Source organism: Alicycliphilus denitrificans (assembly GCF_044792555.1).
Taxonomy (GTDB): Bacteria; Pseudomonadota; Gammaproteobacteria; order Burkholderiales; family Burkholderiaceae_C; genus Alicycliphilus; species Alicycliphilus denitrificans_A.
The window spans coordinates 1,810,223-1,826,858 of sequence record NZ_CP126238.1 but is presented as its reverse complement, the minus strand read 5'-3'; the positions used below and the strand labels follow the sequence as shown (position 1 = coordinate 1,826,858).

The window sequence follows — 16,636 nt, the reverse complement described above, 5'->3', positions numbered from 1 at the left end:
CTCAGTCCCGCTGTGCCGGTGGGCTTTGCGGCGTGGCCGGATTCCCCGCATCGGCAGCCGGGTCGCTGGCCCGCACGCGAACGCGGTCACCTTGCCGCACGGCGGCCTGTGCGTCCGCCAGGACCCAGTCGCCGGGCTGCAGACCCGCGGTGACCTCGGTGTGCGTCAGGCCACGCAGGCCCAGGCGCACCTCGCGCCGCCTGGCGCGGCCATCCATGACCAGCCACAGCGCGGCGCGGCCGCGATCGATGACAGCCAAGGCATCGTTGGGCACCACGATGGCGCTGTCGCGGCGGCCGGTTTCCACGTTCACCGAGACGGTCATGTTCTGGCGCAGGAAGTCGGGCGTCGAGGCCACGGTGAGACGTATGTCCACCGTACCGCGCTGAGGATCCACACTGGGCGCGATAAAGCTGACCCTCGCCTGGAACGGCTGCGCGGGGTAGGCGTCGGCTATGCACATGCCCGGCTGTCCGATGGCCAGCACCTCGAGGTTTTTTTCATCCATCGGCACCAGCACCTCGGTGGCGCCGTGACGGGCGATCTCGAGCAGCACGCGGCCAGGCTGCACCAGGTCGCCGGGTTCGGCGTTGCGGGTGAGCACGGTGCCGGCGACCTCGGCGCGGATGGTGGTTTTGGCCAGCTGCGCCTGGGCACTGGCCACGCGGGCGCGTGCCGCGGCTTCACTGGGGTTGCCGGGCGCGAGCGCACGGGCCGCCAGCCGCGCCTGCTCGGCCGCGGTGCGGGCGACGATCTCGGCCTGCAGCGCCTGCTCCAGCTGTTCGTGGGCGATGGCCCGCTGTTCGGACAGCGCCTGGCGGCGCTGGACTTCACGGCGGGCCTGCGCCAGCTTCGCCTGCGCCTCGTGCAGTGCGGCCTGTGCTTGCGGCCTGGTCGATTCCTGCAGCTGCGCCAAGGCGGCCCGCGCCTCTTTCAAGGCCGCCTCCAGCTCGTCGGCGCGCAGTACCGCCAGCACATCGCCAGGCTGCACCCTGTCGCCTTCCTGCACGCGCCGCTCGAGCACCACGCCGGTCACCTGGCTGCCCACCTGCGCGCGCGATAGCGCCGCCACCCGGCCCGTCGCGACGACCGTCTGCACGAGCGGCCGTGCCACGACCTCATAACCAGGCAAGGAGGGCCCGCGTACCTTTTGCACCGCCCCCCACGCCACGGCAACCAAGGCCACGCCGGCAACAGCGACGAAAAATGCGCGGCGCTTCATGCGCAAACCCAGGGCATGCCGGGCGAGATGGACATGCCGGCCTCCCTGGGCAGGGGTGCATCACGGAAGGCACGGGCCGCACCGATACCCGATGCCATGGGGCCGTCAGCTGGCGCAATATGGGTCATCAGTGATCCTGGTTTGGCGGTCAAGGCGGGCATGCGGAGTTCTTTCACACCGTCTCCGCGCTCAGCGTGGCATTTGGCCAGTTGCTGCCGGTGACGCGCCCCCTGCTTGCACGATGGCAATCCGCCGCTCCAGCTGCGCTGCCAGCGGTTCGTCCCCAGCGGCCCTGGCCTGCCGCACGCGCAGCAGCAGCCAGGCCAGCAGCGGGCGGCGCCAGCCCTGGGCGGCGGCCGTGTCGCTGGCCAGCACCAACAGCTGCGCCGTGGCGCGGCCGGCCTGCACGGCGGCGCCGGCGGCCACCAGGCGCGAGAATGGCTCGGCAATGCCGGCAATGGCGTCCACATTGGCGGCGGCGCTGCGCTGCGCCGGAGGCAGCAGCGCGGCCTGTTCGGGCGTGAGCCTGCCCGCAAGGTAGTCGGCATAGGCCCGCTCGGGCGGCGTGGCGTCCTGGCGCAATGGCTCAAAGGCCGGGCAGGCCCCGCCCTCCAGGCTGGCGACCTGGGCGGCGCAGCGCAGCAGCTCCACACGCGCCAGCAGTTCGGGGCGGCCGGTGCGCGCCACCTCGGCGCGGGCGCGGGCCCATTCCTGCTGCGCCACGCGGCCCTCGCCCGCCAGGTGGGCGGCGCTGGCGCGCTCGGCAGCGCCGTGGGCGTTCATCTGCCAGTCGGGCACGGGCGGCTGGCTGCCGCAGGCGGCGAGCAACAGGGTCAAGGCGGCTGCCAGGAATCGGCACAGGGTCGCGGTAGATGGCTTGCGGGTCATGGCAGTTGCAGCTCCGTGTCGCGCGCAAACGGCCATTTGCGGTGAATCTCGTTGACCAGGCCGTCCACCTTGCGCAGGCTGCTTTCGACCTGGGCGCGCAAGGCATCCAGGTCGGTCGTGGCCTCGCGGGCGTTGGCGCCCACGGCCTGGGCCTCGGCCAGCACGGCGTCCACCTTGGTCAGGCTCTGGCGCGCATCCTGCAGCAGGCCGTTCATCTGGACCACCGCAGAGCGCAGCTCGGGCACCAGGCCGGGCGCCCCCGCCGCGCCAAAGACCTGCTGGTCGGCGCGGGCCGCCAGGGCGTCGATGCGCGCGAGCAGCTGGTTGCTGCGCTCCAGGGCCTGCAGCACCTTGCGCGCGTCCTGCTCGTTGCCCATGAGCACGCCCAGTGCCCCGCCGGGTGCGTTCAGGCGCTCGCTCAACTGGCGCACCTGGGCCAGCGTGGCTTGCAGCGGCGCATCGGGCGCGGTGAGCTGCTGCAGGTTATCGAGCAGCTGGCGCGCCGTGGCCATGAGCTGGGGTATCTCGGCGGTGGCATCGCCGCGCAGCACCGGGCGCTCGGCCCCGGGTGCCAGCGGCGGGTCGGTCAGCATGCCACTGTAGGCCTTGATGGCCGTGCCGCCGACCAGGCCGCGCACCAGCGTGAAGACGCTGGATTCGCGCAGCCAGTGCGCGTCGCGCTGGGCCACGTCGATCAGGATGCGCACATTGCCGTCGCCCGCCAGCTCGATGCGCCGCACGCGGCCGATGGGAAAGCCGGAAAAGGTCATGTCCATGCCAACGCTCACGCCCTCGGAATCGTCGGCCAGCAGCACCAGCGGCTGCGTGGGCTCGAATGCGCCGCGCGCGTACAGCAGGTACAGGGCAGAGCCCGCGATCAGCGCCAGCGTGAGCAGCAGCAAGGCCGCGGCCTTCAGGCGCAGATACGGCACGGGGGGCAGAAAATCTTCGCGTGGCGGGGGCGGCAAGGGGTCGGTCATGCGTCGAAAATTTCAGTAGTAATTGCCCAGCAGCGAGACCAGCTCGATCAGCAGCAGCACGGCAAACAGCCGCGCCAGGCCGCCCTGCCCCGCAGCATGCCGGCGCTGCAGCGCGCTGGAATGCGCTGGATACAGGCTGCTGGCCATGGGAATCAGCGCCACGGCCAGGCTGGAAAGCAGCGTCTTGAGGGCGAACACCAGCGTGACCGAGGGCGTGAACACCTGGCCGAACATGCGCGTGTATGCGGGCAGGCCGGCGGTGGTGAGCCCATACACGCCAAGATAGGCCATGACCAGCGCCACCACGCAGGACAGGGCCGCCAGCGTAACGCTGGCGTAGGCACCGGCCAGCACGCGCGGCAGGAACTCCATGCGCACCGGGTCGCCCCCCTGCGCACGCAGCGCCTGCAAGGCCCCAGAGCGGCGCAGCTGCGCCAGCTGAGCGGCACCGGGGATGGTGGTGCGCATGGCGACAAACAGCGCGGCGGTCAGCGGAATCAGCTCCAGCACCAGCACGCGGATCACCATCTCCAGCGCATAGCGCGTCAAGCCATAGCTGAGCGCGGTGACGACGACGATGTGGGTGATGACCAGGCTCAGCAGCGCCGCCAGCGCGGTGAAGCCCGCAAGAATGGGCACGGTGTCGGTATAGATCTGCTGCGCCAGGCGAGCGCGCGCGGCGCGCCGGTAACTTGACGGCGAGCACAGCAGCACCAGCACCACCGCCCCCAGGTCGATGATGCGCCACCAGGCCAGCGCCCAGCGCCGCGCCAACGCCCAGGCGCGCCGGGCCAGGGGGGCGGGATACAGGCTGTCGATCATGCGGCCATCATAGAGGAAGCCGCCGCAGGACAAGTAACAAACTGGCCTCTAACGCCCATATACAAAGCGCCAACAGCTATCAATTGAATAGCCAACCCTTATGGAGTCTCGGATGCATCCGCGCCGAACTGAAAGAACTCGATCTCGTGGCGGGTGCAAAACACGCACAGGCCTTCGGCCTTGACGGCGCGCATCAGCTCGTCGGCCTGGCCGTTCGCCAGGATGAAGCTCAGCTCTTCGGGCTCGTCCGCCAACTCGAAGAAATGCGCCGAATGCGAGCGCCCGCCGATCCCCACGCTTTCGGTATTGGTGCGGCGCGTGTGGCGCGTGATGCCATGTGCCTTGGCGATGCGCAGCACCGCGTCGAGCACCGATGCACCCTGGTGACGGCGCGAGCGCGGCGCCATGAACGTGATTTCGCAGCCTTTCATCGCGCACCTCCAAAAAACTGGCGCAGCAGCAGAAACAAGGCGGCACCCAGCCACGTCATGGCCAGCGAGCCGCCCACATGAAGCAGGATTCCGGTGAGGGCCCAGAACAGGCGCCCGTTTTGCAATGCATCGAAAATTTCGGCCGAAAACGTCGAAAACGTCGTCAGCGCGCCAAGAAAGCCGGTGATCACGAACAGGCGCCAGAACAGCGAGGGAGTGGCGATGAAGGTCGGAACCATCAGGCCGATGATGAACGCCCCGATCAGATTGGCCGCCAGCGTGCCCAGCGGCAGGTGGGGAAAGTAGCTGTTGAGCAGCAGGCCCAAGGCCCAGCGCGCATTGGCGCCGACGATGGCGCCCAGCGATATGGCGAGGAGGGAAAGACTCAGCTGCATGGGGCGTCCTCGTCAGTGCAGTGCTTGATGTTGGATGAACCGCCGATGGGTTGTTGGTCGGGGTCAGGCGCAGGTAGCGGATCGACGCCCGGCATGCCAAAGGCAATGCCCCTCGCTACCCGCAGGGCGGTCTCGTTGGCGTCGCTCATCTTCCAATCCGGTGCGGTACATCCCGCGTTTTTACACTGTGCGCCATGCCCGCCACCACACCACCCCATCGCCCCACGCCACGCGCCCTGGCCGCGCTGCTGCCCTTTCTGCGGCCCTACCGCTGGCCGATCGCGGCGGCGCTGACCTTTCTGCTGCTGGCGGCACTGGCGACACTGGCGTTTCCGCTGGCGCTGCGCCAGCTCATCGATCAGGGCATGCCGGCGGGCGGCCACGCCGGGCAACTGCGCGCGCATTTCGGCCTGCTGTTTGCCGTGGCGGTGGCGGTCGGGCTGTTCTCCGCCGCGCGCTACTACGCCATGAGCTGGCTGGGCGAGCGCGTCACGGCCGATCTGCGCAGCGCCGTCTATGCCCATGTGCTGCGCATGAGCCCGGTGTTCTTCGAGACCACGCAGACCGGCGAGGTGCTCTCGCGCCTGACCGCCGACACCACGCTGGTGCAGACCGTCGTCGGCTCCTCGTTTTCCATGGGGCTGCGCAACGCCGTGCTGGGCCTGGGGGCGCTGGCGATGCTGGTATGGACCAACCCGCTGGTAATGTCGGCGGCGCTGGCCGCGGTGCTGGTCGTGGTGCTGCCCGCGATGTGGATAGGGCGCAGCGTGCGGCGCCTGTCGCGCGCCAGCCAGGACCGCGTGGCCGACGCCAGCGCCATCGCCGCCGAGGTGCTGGGCGCAATTCCCGTGGTCCAGGGCTACACGGCGGAGCGGCGCGAGGCCGCGCGCTTTGCCGCCGCCGCCGAGGACGCGTTTCGCACCGCCGTGCGCCGCAGCGGCGTGCGCGCGGCACTCGTCGCCTTCATCATCATCGCCAACGCGGCGCTGCTGCTCTGGGGCCTGTACCGCGGCAGCCAGGCGGTGATCGCCGGGCAGATGAGCGCCGGCAACCTGGGTCAGACCATCGCCTATGCGCTGTTCCTGGCCGGCGCCGTGGCCGTGCTCGCCGAGGTCTATGGCGACTTGCTGCGCGCCGCCGGCGCCATGGAGCGGCTGATGGAACTGCTCGCCACCGAGCCCGACATCCGCGCACCCGAGGCCACTGCAATGCGCTCCATCAGCACCATGCAGCCACTCCACCTGGCCTTCGAGGCGGTGGATTTTCATTACCCCTCGCGCACCGACCGGGCGGCGCTGGCTGACTTCACGCTGCGGCTCACACCCGGCGAAGTGGTGGCGCTGGTGGGCGCCAGCGGCGCCGGCAAGTCCACGGTGTTCCAGCTGCTGCAACGCTTCTACGACGTGAGCGGTGGCCGTATCCTGCTGGCGGGCGAGGACATCCGCGGGCTCGACCCGCAGCAGTTGCGCGCATGCATCGCCACCGTGCCGCAGGAGGCGGTGATCTTCTCCAGCAGCGCGCTGGAGAACATCCGCTACGCCCGCCCCGACGCCACGCGGGACGAGGTGCTGGCCGCGGCCCGCGCCGCCTTTGCGCACGACTTCATCGAGACCCTGCCGCAGGGCTACGACAGCTTTCTGGGCGAGCATGGCGTGCGCCTGTCGGGCGGGCAGCGCCAGCGCATCGCCATCGCCCGTGCGCTGCTGAAAGATGCGCCCATCCTGCTGCTCGACGAGGCCACCAGCGCGCTCGACGCCGAAAGCGAGCGCGTGGTGCAGCAGGCGCTGGACGCCGCGCTGCAGGGCCACGCCAGCGGACGCATCACCCTGGTCATCGCCCACCGCCTGGCCACCGTGCAGCATGCCGACCGCATCATCGTGCTGGAGCATGGCCGCATCATCGAGCAGGGCAGGCATGCCGAACTCGTGGCCGCCAATGGTGCCTATGCGCGGCTGGCGGCGCTGCAATTCACGGCGTGAGACAACTCAAGGTGATTCACACATGGCGCCGCGCCAGCGGTGCCAATGGCGGCACGGGCTCGGCCTCGGCGCGGTCGTGCAGGGCCTCGATGACGTGACAATGATCGGCCACCCCGTCGCAGCGGCCGCGCAGGCTGCGCAACTGTTTTTCCAGCACGCGCAGCTCGGCCAGGCGCTCGCGCACATGGGCCAGGTGTGCATCCAGCGTGGCGCAGGCCTGGTGGCCGGCCTGGGCGCTGTTGGCGTCTATCGCCAGCAGGCGGCGCACCTCGTCCAGAGACATGTCCATGGCGCGGCACAGGCGTATGAAGCGCAGCCGGTGAAGGTCGGCATCACTATAAAAACGATAGCTATTATCGCCCCGCACGCCTCGGCGCAACAGGCCTTCCTTCTCGTAATAGCGGATACTCGCGGCGGACACGCCCGAGAGCCGGGCAGCGTCTCCTATGCGGTGCTGCGGGCTTGGCTGCGGCATGCTTGACCTTGAAGTGGCTTGAAGGTTTCCAATCATCGCATGAACCACAGTCCCACCCAACGCTGCCTCGACCAAGGCCCTGCCCGAGCCCATGAGCAGGCGCATGAACACGCGCCTGGCCACGAACACAAGCATGCCCATGACCATGCGCACGCGCCCAGTCCTGCTGCCTGCAGTAGCTGCACCTGCGAGGGCCAGGAGGGCCACGACGTGCTGCCCGGCTGGCCGCGCATCGCCGCGGCCCTGGCCCTGGCCAGCGGCGCCGAGGCCGCGCACTGGCTGCGGCACGACATGGCGGGCATGGCGCTGGCCGTGCTGGCCATCGCGCTGGCGGGCCTGGGCGTATACCGGAGCGGGCTGAAGGACCTGGCGCGGCTGCGCCTGGGCATCAACGCCCTGATGGCCGTGGCCGTGACCGGCGCCTTCCTGATCGGCCAGTGGCCCGAGGCGGCCATGGTCATGGCGCTGTACGTGGCCGCCGAGCGCATAGAGCACGGCGCCATGGAGCGCGCACGCCATGCCATCCGCGACCTGCTGCGGCTGGCCCCGGCCAGCGCCGACGTGCTGCAGCCGGACGGCAGCCTGCAACGCCTGCCCGTGGAACAGGTGCCGCTGGGCGCCCTGCTGCGCATTGCCCCTGGCGCCCATGTACCGCTCGATGGCACGGTCACGCAGGGCGCGAGCGCCGTGAACCAGGCCCCCATCACGGGCGAGAGCCAACTGGCCGACAAGGCCCCGGGCGATGCCCTGTACGCCGGCAGCGTGAACCAGCATGGCGAGCTGCTGATGCGCGTGAGCGCCGCGCCCGCCGGCTCGCTGCTGGCGCGCATCGTGCATGCCGTGGAGCAGGCCCAGGCCGGCAAGGCGCCCGTGCAGCGCTTTGTGGACCGCTTTGCCGCCATCTACACGCCCATCGTCTTCGTGCTGGCCGTGCTGTTGGCGCTGCTGGCGCCGCCGCTCATGGGCTGGAGTTGGAGCCAGGCCGCCTACCAGGCGCTGGCGCTGCTGGTCATCGCCTGCCCCTGCGCGCTGGTCATCTCCACGCCGGTGACGGTGGTCAGCGCGCTCACGGCGGCGGCGCGGCGCGGCATTCTCATCAAGGGCGGCAGCGCGCTGGAGGCAGCGCGCGGCCTGCGCGTGCTGGCGCTGGACAAGACCGGCACGCTGACCACGGGCCACCCCGCGTTGGTGCACTGGCAGGCCCTGGGCGGTATTGATGCCAGTCGTGCCGCCGCCATCGCCGGCCAGCTGGCCAGCCGCTCAGAGCATCCTGTGGCACGCGCCATCGCCAGCGGCCTGCCGGCAACGGCGGGCAATGGCGTGCGCAACCTGCAGGCCCTGCCCGGGCGCGGCGTGCAGGCCGATATCGCCGGCCAGCGCTGGCTGCTGGGCAGCCAGCGCCTGATGCACGAGCAAGGCCTGTCCGATGCCGCGCTGCAAGCCACGCTGGCGCGGCACGAGCAGCAGGGCCGCAGCGTCACCCTGCTGGCCGACGGCCAGGCCGTGCGCGCCCTGTTCGCCGTGGCCGACCCGCTGCGCACGCACGCACGCCAGGCCATGGAGCAGCTGCGCGCGCTGGGCGTGCAACCGGTGGTGATCAGCGGCGACAACCCGGCCACGGCCCAGGCCATCGCCGCAGAGGCGGGCATTCAAGACGCGCGCGGCGGCCTGCTGCCGCAGGACAAGCTCGACGCCCTGGCCGAACTGCAGCGCAGCCGCGGCCCCACGGCCATGGCGGGCGACGGCATCAACGACGCCCCTGCCCTGGCCCGCGCCGACGTCGGCTTTGCCATGGGCGGTGCCCACAGCACGGCCATGGCCATGGAGACGGCCGGCGTGGTGCTGCTGCACGACGACCTGCGCCGCATCCCCGACACCATCCGCCTGTCGCAGCGCGCGCACCGTGTGCTGTGGCAGAACATCACCCTGGCGCTGGGCGTGAAGGCGGTTTTCTTTATGCTTGCGCTGCTGGGCATGGCCACGATGTGGATGGCCGTGCTGGCCGACATGGGCGTGAGCCTGCTCGTCGTCGCCAACGGCCTGCGGCTGCGCCGCGCGCTGCCCCACGCACCAGAGCCGCAAACATCATGAGCCAAACCCGCCAACGTGCCGCCTTCAACTATCTGCTGCAGCAATTTGCCGCCAGCGCCGGCCAAGGCCCGGCGCAGCGCTGGCGCTACCTGGAGGCGGCCCATGTACTGGGGCAAAACCGCCTGGGCCTGCACCTACGCGCGCACTGGCAGATGCTGCGCTTTGCCCAGGCGCTGGGCGACAAGTTCGAGGTGACGGGCCAGCTGCGCCACCTGTGCATGGCCCCCGTAGGCCACCTGGTGCGGCGCATGCCCTACGGCAACAACGGCCGCGCCATCGCGGCGCCCCTGCAACCCATGGTGCCCAGCGCCCTGCTGCGCGCCTGCATTGCCGAGGCCATGCAGGCCAGTGGCGCCGCGGCGACAGAAAATCCTGCCGCAAAACCTTGATTCGACTTGATGCAAGTGCGCGAATAGCTCTTAATACAAGAGCAAAATAACGCCCATGTCTTCCCCCGTCTCCACTCCCGCACCGGCCCCGCATTCGCGCAGCGAGGACCTGGTGGCCATCGTTACCGGCGTAGCCATGGTGTCGGTGGGCGTGTCCATGGTGGCCAGCGCCGGGCTGCTCACCGGCGGCATCACCGGCCTGGCCTTCGTGCTGCACTACGCCACCGGCATCGGCTTTGGCAAGCTGTTTTTCGTGCTCAACCTGCCCTTTTACTGGCTGGCGCTGCGCAAGCTGGGGCTGGGTTTCACGCTCAAGACCTTTGCCGGCGTGGCGCTGCTGGCGCTGATCACCGAGGTGCAGCCGCTCTTGATGCAGATAGCCGACATCCAGCCGCTGTACGCCGCGCTGGTGGGCGGGCTGTGCATGGGCATGGGTTTCCTGGTGCTGTTTCGCCACCACTGCAGCCTGGGCGGCATCGGCATTCTGGCGCTGTATCTGCAGGGGCGCTTTGGCTGGCGCGCCGGCGCGGTGCAGATGGTGGCCGACCTGTGCATCGTCGCCGCCGCCCTGGCCACCGTGGAGCCGATGCGCGTGCTGTGGTCCATCGTGGGCGCGCTGGCGCTCAACCAGGTGCTGGCCATCAATCACCGGCCCGGGCGCTACATGGCGGCCTGAACCAACTTCGGACACCACGCCGGTATCATTCACGCCATGCGCCGCACCCTGTCCCTTGCCCTGGTGGTTCTGCTGATCCTGCGGGGTCTGCTGGGCGATGCCATGGCCATGGGCATCACGCCCGTGCAGCCCGCGCCAGAGATGTCGCAGGTACTGCATCTGGCCAGCGGTGAAGGCCATGGCGCGCACGCTGGCCAGGCAATGGCGCAGCATTGCTGCGACCCCTTGGGCGACAAGCACCCGGCACACCAGGCCGGCTGCAGCGCCTGCGGCATCTGCCATTCGGTGCTCGGGGTTGCGGCCTGGATGGCTACCACGGCAACCGGGCCGCGCCACATGCCCCGGCCGCCGCGCAGCGCACCGTTTGCCAGCGCCCCGGCCGCGCAAGCCATCAAGCCTCCCATCGTTTGAGGCCGGACGCCCGAAGTGCGTCCGCCGCCAGCCGCCTGCGCCCCTCAGGGCGTGCGGCATGGTCTGTTGCGCCCATGCACCCCGACAAACCATCAATCATTCGATATGAAAGCTCTTCAATTCATAGCTGTTTGCGCTTTACTGGTAAGCGCTACAGCCAGTTTTTCTCATGAAAAATCCAGCCACCACGGGCAAGCTGCTGCCGCGCCGCAGCAGCAGGCCTGGGGCATTGCCGGCGAGGCCGCCAAGGCCACGCGCACCATCACCCTGCGCATGACGGACGACATGCGCTTCACGCCGTCGCACTTCAACGTGCAGCGCGGCGAGACCGTGCGCCTGCGCGTGCAAAACCAGGGCCAGGTGCTGCACGAAGTGGTGCTGGGTACACAGGCCAGCCTGGAACAGCATGCGGCCATGATGCGCGAGCACCCCGGCATGGAGCACGCCGAGGCCCACATGGCCCACGTCAAGCCCGGCCGCAAGGACGACCTGCTCTGGAACTTCAACCGCGCCGGCAGCTTCGACTTTGCCTGCCTGGTCGCCGGCCACTTCGAGGCCGGCATGCGCGGCAGCTTCACCGTCACGCCATGAATACCACCTTGCCCCGAGAGCGCACCATGCAACACACCACCACCCGCCGCCAATGGATGACGGCCATCGCCGCCGCAGCCGCCTGCGCCGCCCTGCCCGCCTGGGCCAGCAACGACCGCACCGTGGAGGTCTGGAAAGACCCCAACTGCGGCTGCTGCCAGGACTGGGTGGAGCACATGCAGGCCAACGGTTTCACGCTCACCGTGTACGAGACGGGCAACGCCGCCGTGCGCGCCAGGCTGGGCCTGCCCCAGCGCCTGGGTTCGTGCCACACTGCCCTGGTGGGCGGCTACCTGCTGGAGGGCCATGTGCCGGCTGCCGACGTGAAGAAGCTGCTCCAGCAAAAACCCAAGGCCCTGGGCCTGACGGTGCCTGGCATGCCCGTGGGCAGCCCCGGCATGGACGGCCCGGAATACAAGGGCCGCAAAGACCCCTACGACGTGCTGCTGGTCACCAAGAACCTGATGAACAACGACGTCTCCACACGCGTCTTCACCAGCTACCGATGAAGCCGCTTCCGCTCATGCAGGCCGCGCACATAATCGGCGCACCATGCGACACCCCTTGCTTGAGCAGAACCAGGGCGCCATCACCGATGTGACGGGCATCACCGTCGGCCACCACAGCGACGGCCGCCGCCCCACCGGCTGTACCGTGGTCATTGCCCGCGATGGCGCGGTGGCCGGCGTGGACGTGCGCGGCGCGGCGCCCGGCACGCGCGAGACCGACCTGCTCGCCCCCGGCAACCTGGTGCAGCAGGTGCATGCGGTGATGCTCGCCGGCGGCAGCGCCTGGGGGCTGGACGCGGCCAGTGGCGCCGTGCGCTGGCTGGAGGAGCAGGGCGTGGGCCTGGACGTAGGCGTGGGCCGCCTGCCGCTGGTGCCCGCGGCCGTGCTGTTCGACCTGCATCTGGGCGACATGAAGGTCCGCCCGGACGCCGCGGCCGGCTACGCCGCCTGCCAGGCCGCCAGCGGCGCGCCACCGGCAGAGGGCAATGTGGGCGCGGGCAGCGGCGCCGTGGTCGGCAAGATGTTCGGCATGCAGCACGCGATGAAGGGCGGCCTGGGCACGGCCTCGGTCAGCGTGGCTGGCGTGACCGTCGGGGCACTGATCGCCTGCAACGCCGTGGGCGACGTGGTGCATCCCGACACCGGCCTGCCCCTGGCCGGCGCACGCACGCAGGACGGCCGGCAGTTGCGCGACACGCGCCGCGCCCTGCTCGCCGGCGAGCCGCCGCACGCGCTGCTGGCGGGCAGCAACACCACCATCGGCGTGATCGCCACCGACGCGCGGCTCACCAAGGTGCAGGCGCAGCGCCTGGCCGTGGCCGGGCACGATGGCCTGGCGCGCGCCATCAACCCCGTGCACACCATGAGCGACGGCGACACATTGTTCACCCTGGCCACCGGCGTGCACGCGCAGCACCCCGGCATGATGGTGCTGGCCACCATGGCGGCCGAGGCCGTAGCCCGCGCCAGCGTGCGCGCCGTGCTGGCCGCGCGCTCGCTGACCACGGATCAGGGCCTGCTGCTGCCCTGCCACGCGGATCTGGCCCGCGCTGATAGCCGCAGCCAGCCCGGGTAGTCCAGCACTGCAGAGCCAGAAAGAGCAACGGGCCTTTCGGCCCGTCGCTCGTCACCCCAGCGCTCGTCTTACTTGAGCGCCTTGTAGCGGAAGCGCTTGGGAGCGGCGCCCTCCTCGCCCAGGCGCCTCTTCTTGTCGGCCTCGTACTCCTGGTAATTGCCGTCGAAGAACACCCACTGGCTGTCGCCCTCGGCGGCCAGGATGTGCGTGGCGATGCGGTCCAGGAACCAGCGGTCGTGGCTGATGACCAGCACCGTGCCGGCGTACTCCAAGAGCGCATCTTCCAGAGCGCGCAGGGTTTCCACGTCCAGGTCGTTGGAGGGCTCGTCCAGCAGCAGCACGTTGCCGCCCTGGATCAGCGTCTTGGCCAGGTGCAGGCGCCCGCGCTCGCCGCCCGAGAGGTTGCCGACCTTCTTCTGCTGGTCCTGGCCGTTGAAGTTGAAGCGCCCGCAGTAGGCACGGCTGGCCATCTGGAACTTGCCGACGTTGATGATGTCCAGGCCCCCCGAGACGTCCTCCCACACCGTCTTGTCGTTGGCCAGGGCGTCGCGATGCTGGTCGACAAAGGCCATCTTCACGGTTTGGCCGATCTCCACCTCGCCCGAATCGGGCAGTTCCTTGCCCGCAATCAGCTTGAACAGCGTGGACTTGCCCGCGCCGTTGGGGCCGATGATGCCGACGATGGCGCCAGCGGGAATGTTCATGGAGAGGTTGTCGATGAGCAGGCGGTCACCAAAGGCCTTGGAGACGTTCTTGAACTCGATGACCTTGCTGCCCAGACGCTCGGCCACGGGAATGAAGATTTCCTGCGTCTCGTTGCGGCGCTGGTATTCGTAGTCGGACAGTTCCTCGAAGCGGGCAATACGCGCCTTGGACTTGGCCTGGCGCCCCTTGGCGTTCTGGCGCACCCATTCCAGTTCCTTCTTCAGGGCCTTGGCGCGCGCCTCCTCGCCCTTTTGCTCGGCCTCCAGGCGGTTTTGCTTCTGCAGCAACCACTCGGTGTAGTTGCCCTTGTACGGAATGCCATGGCCGCGGTCGAGTTCCAGGATCCACTCGGCCGCGTTATCGAGGAAGTAGCGGTCGTGGGTGATGGCCACCACGGTGCCGGGGAAGCGGTGCAGGAACTGCTCCAGCCACTCCACGGACTCCGCGTCCAGGTGGTTGGTGGGCTCGTCCAGCAGCAGCATGTCGGGCTTGGACAAAAGCAGCTTGCACAGCGCCACGCGGCGCTTCTCGCCGCCCGAGAGCTGACCGACCACGGCGTCCCAGGGCGGCAGGCGCAGCGCATCGGCGGCAATCTCCAACTGGTGCTCGCTGTCGGTGCCGGCGGCGGCGATGATGGCCTCCAGCCTGCCCTGCTCGGCGGCCAGGGCGTCAAAGTCGGCGTCTTCCTCGGCATAGGCCGCATAGACCTCATCGAGACGCGCACGGGCGTTGTTCACCTCGGCCATGGCCTCCTCGACCGCGTCGCGCACCGTATGTTCGGGGTTGAGCTGAGGCTCCTGCGGCAGGTAGCCGATGGACAGGCCCTGCATGGGAATGGCCTCGCCCTCGATCTCCTTGTCGATCCCGGCCATGATCTTCAGCAGCGAGGACTTGCCCGAGCCGTTCAGGCCCAGCACGCCGATCTTGGCGCCGGGGAAGAATGACAGAGAGATGTCCTTCAAGATCTGCCGCTTCGGGGGCACGGTCTTGGTGACGCGGTTCATCGAAAAAACGTACTGGGCCATGGATTCTTCAAAAAATGAGCAAAGAAAGGCGCCACAAAATGCGGCGCGCAAACGTGGATTATCGGCGCATGCGACAATAGCGGGCGCCGCGGGTTCCAGTTGCCCCGGCATCAGCCTAGACAAGCTGGGGACGATGGAAACCATTTCCGGGCTCCCACCCTTGAAATCATCAGCCTACAGAACTGGCTTGGCGACCCATCAAGTCGCCAGCGACAGGCCGATATCCAGCGCCCAGGATGGGCGCATCCAACTTGACAATGACATTTGAAGAACTGAAGCTGGCGCCGGCCATTTTGCAGGCCGTGCAAGAACAGGGTTACCAAAACCCCACCCCCATCCAGTCGCAGGCCATTCCCGCCGTGCTCGCAGGTCATGACCTGCTGGCCGGTGCGCAGACCGGTACCGGCAAGACGGCGGCCTTTACCCTGCCCATCCTGCATCGCCTGGCCGGCACCGCCGCAGCCACCAGCAAGTTTGGCAGCCGCGGCGTGCGCGCCCTGGTGCTCACCCCCACGCGGGAACTCGCCGCGCAGGTCGAGGAATCGGTGCGCACCTATGGCAAACACCTGGCGCTGAAATCCACCGTGATCTTCGGCGGCGTGGGCATGAACCCGCAGATCGAGCGCATCAAGCGCGGCGTGGACATCCTGGTCGCCACACCCGGGCGCCTGCTGGACCTGCAGCAGCAGGGCTTCATGGACCTGTCCACGGTCGAAATCCTGGTGCTCGACGAGGCCGACCGCATGCTGGACATGGGCTTCATCCACGACGTGAAGAAGGTGCTGGCCCTGCTCCCTGCCTCCAAGCAGAGCCTGCTGTTCTCGGCCACCTTCAGCGACGAAATCCGCGAGCTGGCCGGCGGCCTCTTGAAGAACCCGCAAAGCATCCAGGTGACGCCGCGCAACACCACGGTGCAGCGCATCAGCCAGGTCATCCACCCCGTGGGCCGGGCCAAGAAGAAGCAGGTGCTGCTGCACATCATCCAGCAGCACGACTGGAGCCAGGTGCTGGTGTTCACGCGCACCAAGTTCGGCGCGAACAACGTGGCCGACTATCTGACCAAGAACGGCGTCACCGCCATGGCGCTGCACGGCAACAAGAGCCAGAGCGCCCGCACCCAAGCCCTGGAAGGCTTTAAGACCGGCCAGATACGGGCGCTGGTAGCTACGGATATTGCAGCACGCGGGATCGACATCGACGACCTGCCGCATGTCGTGAACTACGAAATCCCCAACGTATCCGAGGACTACGTGCACCGCATCGGCCGCACCGGCCGCGCCGGCCGCGAGGGCCAGGCCGTGAGCCTGGTGTGCATGGACGAAGAGGGCTTCATGATGGAGATCGAACGCTTCACCAAGCAGGAGATCCCGGTGCAGGTCATCGACGGCTTTGGCCCCGACGAGGGCGAGAAGGCCGAACCCATCGCCATGGGGCGCCAGACCATCTGGGGCGGCGCCGGCAAGCCGCCTAGCCGCGAGGTCATGCAGGCGGCGGCCAAGGCGGCGCGCTCGGAGATGATGGAGCGCATCCGCACCAACAAGGCCGGTCAGGGCCAGCCACGTGGCGCCCGCCAGGGTGAGGGCCAGCGCGCCAGCAATGGCCAGGGCGGCGCAGGCCGTGGCGGCAATGCCGCTGGTGCTGGCCGCCCCGCGGCCGCAGGCCCGCGCGGCCAGCGGCCAACCCACGACGGCGGCGCTGGTCGCGGTCGCGGCGGCAACAACGCCAATGGCGGCAACGGTGGCAACCGCCGCTTTGACGACAGCCAGCCACGCAGTGAAAACGCCCACCTGGGCACGCAGCTCAAGCACGTGAATCTGGATCCACGCCACGGCGCCGGCGGCCGGGCCAGCCAGCCCGACCCCATGCGCACCAGCGTGGACAGCATGGCCGATCGCGGCCGCCGTGGTGGTTTTCGCAGTGGCGGTGGTGGTGGCGGCGGGCGCGGCCCGCGCAGCGGCTTCGGCCGCTGACA

The 16,636-nt window shown here is 69.1% G+C and carries 20 protein-coding genes; 10 read left to right on the top strand and 10 right to left on the bottom strand.

All coding sequences use genetic code 11. The features are described 5' to 3' along the window. Position 1 precedes the first annotated feature (1 nt). The 8 genes from P7644_RS08700 to P7644_RS08665 form a co-directional block, all read right to left on the bottom strand. A complete protein-coding gene (locus tag P7644_RS08700; RefSeq protein WP_404302831.1) occupies positions 2 to 1,222 on the bottom strand; it encodes an efflux RND transporter periplasmic adaptor subunit in 1,221 nt (406 codons plus the stop codon). Next, a complete protein-coding gene (locus P7644_RS08695; protein ID WP_404302830.1) occupies positions 1,219 to 1,350 on the bottom strand; it encodes a hypothetical protein in 132 nt (43 codons plus the stop codon). Before P7644_RS08695 ends, P7644_RS08700 begins: the two co-directional genes overlap by 4 nt. 61 nt (positions 1,351 to 1,411) lie before the next feature. Beyond that, positions 1,412 to 2,110 (bottom strand): hypothetical protein, encoded by a 699-nt coding sequence (locus P7644_RS08690; RefSeq protein WP_404302829.1) that lies wholly within the window; start codon positions 2,108 to 2,110, stop codon positions 1,412 to 1,414. Beyond that, positions 2,107 to 3,090, bottom strand: coding sequence for an MlaD family protein (locus tag P7644_RS08685; RefSeq protein ID WP_404302827.1), 984 nt, complete (start codon positions 3,088 to 3,090; stop codon positions 2,107 to 2,109). The genes P7644_RS08690 and P7644_RS08685 overlap by 4 nt, the downstream gene beginning before the upstream one ends. Before the next feature lie 12 nt (positions 3,091 to 3,102). Beyond that, positions 3,103 to 3,912: an MlaE family ABC transporter permease gene (locus P7644_RS08680; protein ID WP_404302826.1), complete on the bottom strand. Its 810-nt coding sequence runs from the start codon at positions 3,910 to 3,912 to the stop codon at positions 3,103 to 3,105. A 98-nt stretch (positions 3,913 to 4,010) separates the two neighbouring features. After that, entirely contained in the window at positions 4,011 to 4,343 is a 333-nt protein-coding gene (locus tag P7644_RS08675) for a hypothetical protein (protein ID WP_404302825.1), read from the bottom strand. Further along, the gene (gene crcB, locus P7644_RS08670) at positions 4,340 to 4,732 is read right to left on the bottom strand and encodes a fluoride efflux transporter CrcB (protein ID WP_404303163.1); all 393 of its coding nucleotides are present in this window, start codon (positions 4,730 to 4,732) and stop codon (positions 4,340 to 4,342) included. The genes P7644_RS08675 and crcB overlap by 4 nt, the downstream gene beginning before the upstream one ends. Beyond that, positions 4,729 to 4,887, bottom strand: coding sequence for a hypothetical protein (locus P7644_RS08665; RefSeq protein ID WP_404302823.1), 159 nt, complete (start codon positions 4,885 to 4,887; stop codon positions 4,729 to 4,731). Before P7644_RS08665 ends, crcB begins: the two co-directional genes overlap by 4 nt. Before the next feature lie 45 nt (positions 4,888 to 4,932). Here P7644_RS08665 and P7644_RS08660 point away from each other — a divergent pair, with 45 nt between their 5' ends. Beyond that, on the top strand, positions 4,933 to 6,717 hold the full coding sequence (locus tag P7644_RS08660; RefSeq protein WP_404302822.1) for an ABC transporter transmembrane domain-containing protein: 1,785 nt from the start codon (positions 4,933 to 4,935) through the stop codon (positions 6,715 to 6,717). Between the two features lie 16 nt (positions 6,718 to 6,733). On the opposite strand, the gene P7644_RS08655 is transcribed toward P7644_RS08660, so the two are convergent. Further along, positions 6,734 to 7,192 (bottom strand): Cd(II)/Pb(II)-responsive transcriptional regulator, encoded by a 459-nt coding sequence (locus P7644_RS08655; protein ID WP_404302820.1) that lies wholly within the window; start codon positions 7,190 to 7,192, stop codon positions 6,734 to 6,736. Positions 7,193 to 7,231: 39 nt separating this feature from the next. On the opposite strand from P7644_RS08655, the gene P7644_RS08650 reads away from it, so the two are divergent. The 7 genes from P7644_RS08650 to P7644_RS08620 all read left to right on the top strand — a co-directional run bounded on the left by P7644_RS08650 (position 7,232) and on the right by P7644_RS08620 (position 12,934). Next, on the top strand, positions 7,232 to 9,283 hold the full coding sequence (locus P7644_RS08650; RefSeq protein WP_404302819.1) for a heavy metal translocating P-type ATPase: 2,052 nt from the start codon (positions 7,232 to 7,234) through the stop codon (positions 9,281 to 9,283). Then, positions 9,280 to 9,672 carry a DUF3703 domain-containing protein gene (locus P7644_RS08645; RefSeq protein WP_404302818.1) on the top strand — a complete coding sequence of 131 codons (393 nt, stop codon included), beginning with the start codon at positions 9,280 to 9,282 and terminating at the stop codon, positions 9,670 to 9,672. The genes P7644_RS08650 and P7644_RS08645 overlap by 4 nt, the downstream gene beginning before the upstream one ends. Before the next feature lie 55 nt (positions 9,673 to 9,727). After that, positions 9,728 to 10,348: a YitT family protein gene (locus P7644_RS08640; RefSeq protein WP_404302816.1), complete on the top strand. Its 621-nt coding sequence runs from the start codon at positions 9,728 to 9,730 to the stop codon at positions 10,346 to 10,348. Between the two features lie 36 nt (positions 10,349 to 10,384). After that, positions 10,385 to 10,759 carry a hypothetical protein gene (locus tag P7644_RS08635; RefSeq protein ID WP_404302815.1) on the top strand — a complete coding sequence of 125 codons (375 nt, stop codon included), beginning with the start codon at positions 10,385 to 10,387 and terminating at the stop codon, positions 10,757 to 10,759. A gap of 105 nt (positions 10,760 to 10,864) precedes the next feature. Beyond that, positions 10,865 to 11,350, top strand: coding sequence for a plastocyanin/azurin family copper-binding protein (locus P7644_RS08630; RefSeq protein WP_404302814.1), 486 nt, complete (start codon positions 10,865 to 10,867; stop codon positions 11,348 to 11,350). A gap of 26 nt (positions 11,351 to 11,376) precedes the next feature. Continuing rightward, a complete protein-coding gene (locus P7644_RS08625; protein ID WP_404302813.1) occupies positions 11,377 to 11,859 on the top strand; it encodes a DUF411 domain-containing protein in 483 nt (160 codons plus the stop codon). Between the two features lie 43 nt (positions 11,860 to 11,902). After that, positions 11,903 to 12,934 (top strand): P1 family peptidase, encoded by a 1,032-nt coding sequence (locus P7644_RS08620; RefSeq protein WP_404302811.1) that lies wholly within the window; start codon positions 11,903 to 11,905, stop codon positions 12,932 to 12,934. Positions 12,935 to 13,002: 68 nt separating this feature from the next. Here the strand turns inward: P7644_RS08620 and ettA are convergent, their stop codons facing one another. After that, positions 13,003 to 14,664, bottom strand: a complete 1,662-nt coding sequence (gene ettA, locus P7644_RS08615) for an energy-dependent translational throttle protein EttA (protein WP_404302809.1) — start codon at positions 14,662 to 14,664, stop codon at positions 13,003 to 13,005. Between ettA and P7644_RS08610 the strand changes: the two genes are divergently transcribed. Then, positions 14,591 to 14,932: a hypothetical protein gene (locus P7644_RS08610; RefSeq protein ID WP_404303274.1), complete on the top strand. Its 342-nt coding sequence runs from the start codon at positions 14,591 to 14,593 to the stop codon at positions 14,930 to 14,932. The genes ettA and P7644_RS08610 overlap by 74 nt on opposite strands. After that, the gene (locus P7644_RS08605) at positions 14,922 to 16,634 is read left to right on the top strand and encodes a DEAD/DEAH box helicase (RefSeq protein ID WP_404302807.1); all 1,713 of its coding nucleotides are present in this window, start codon (positions 14,922 to 14,924) and stop codon (positions 16,632 to 16,634) included. Before P7644_RS08610 ends, P7644_RS08605 begins: the two co-directional genes overlap by 11 nt. Positions 16,635 to 16,636: the final 2 nt, after the last annotated feature.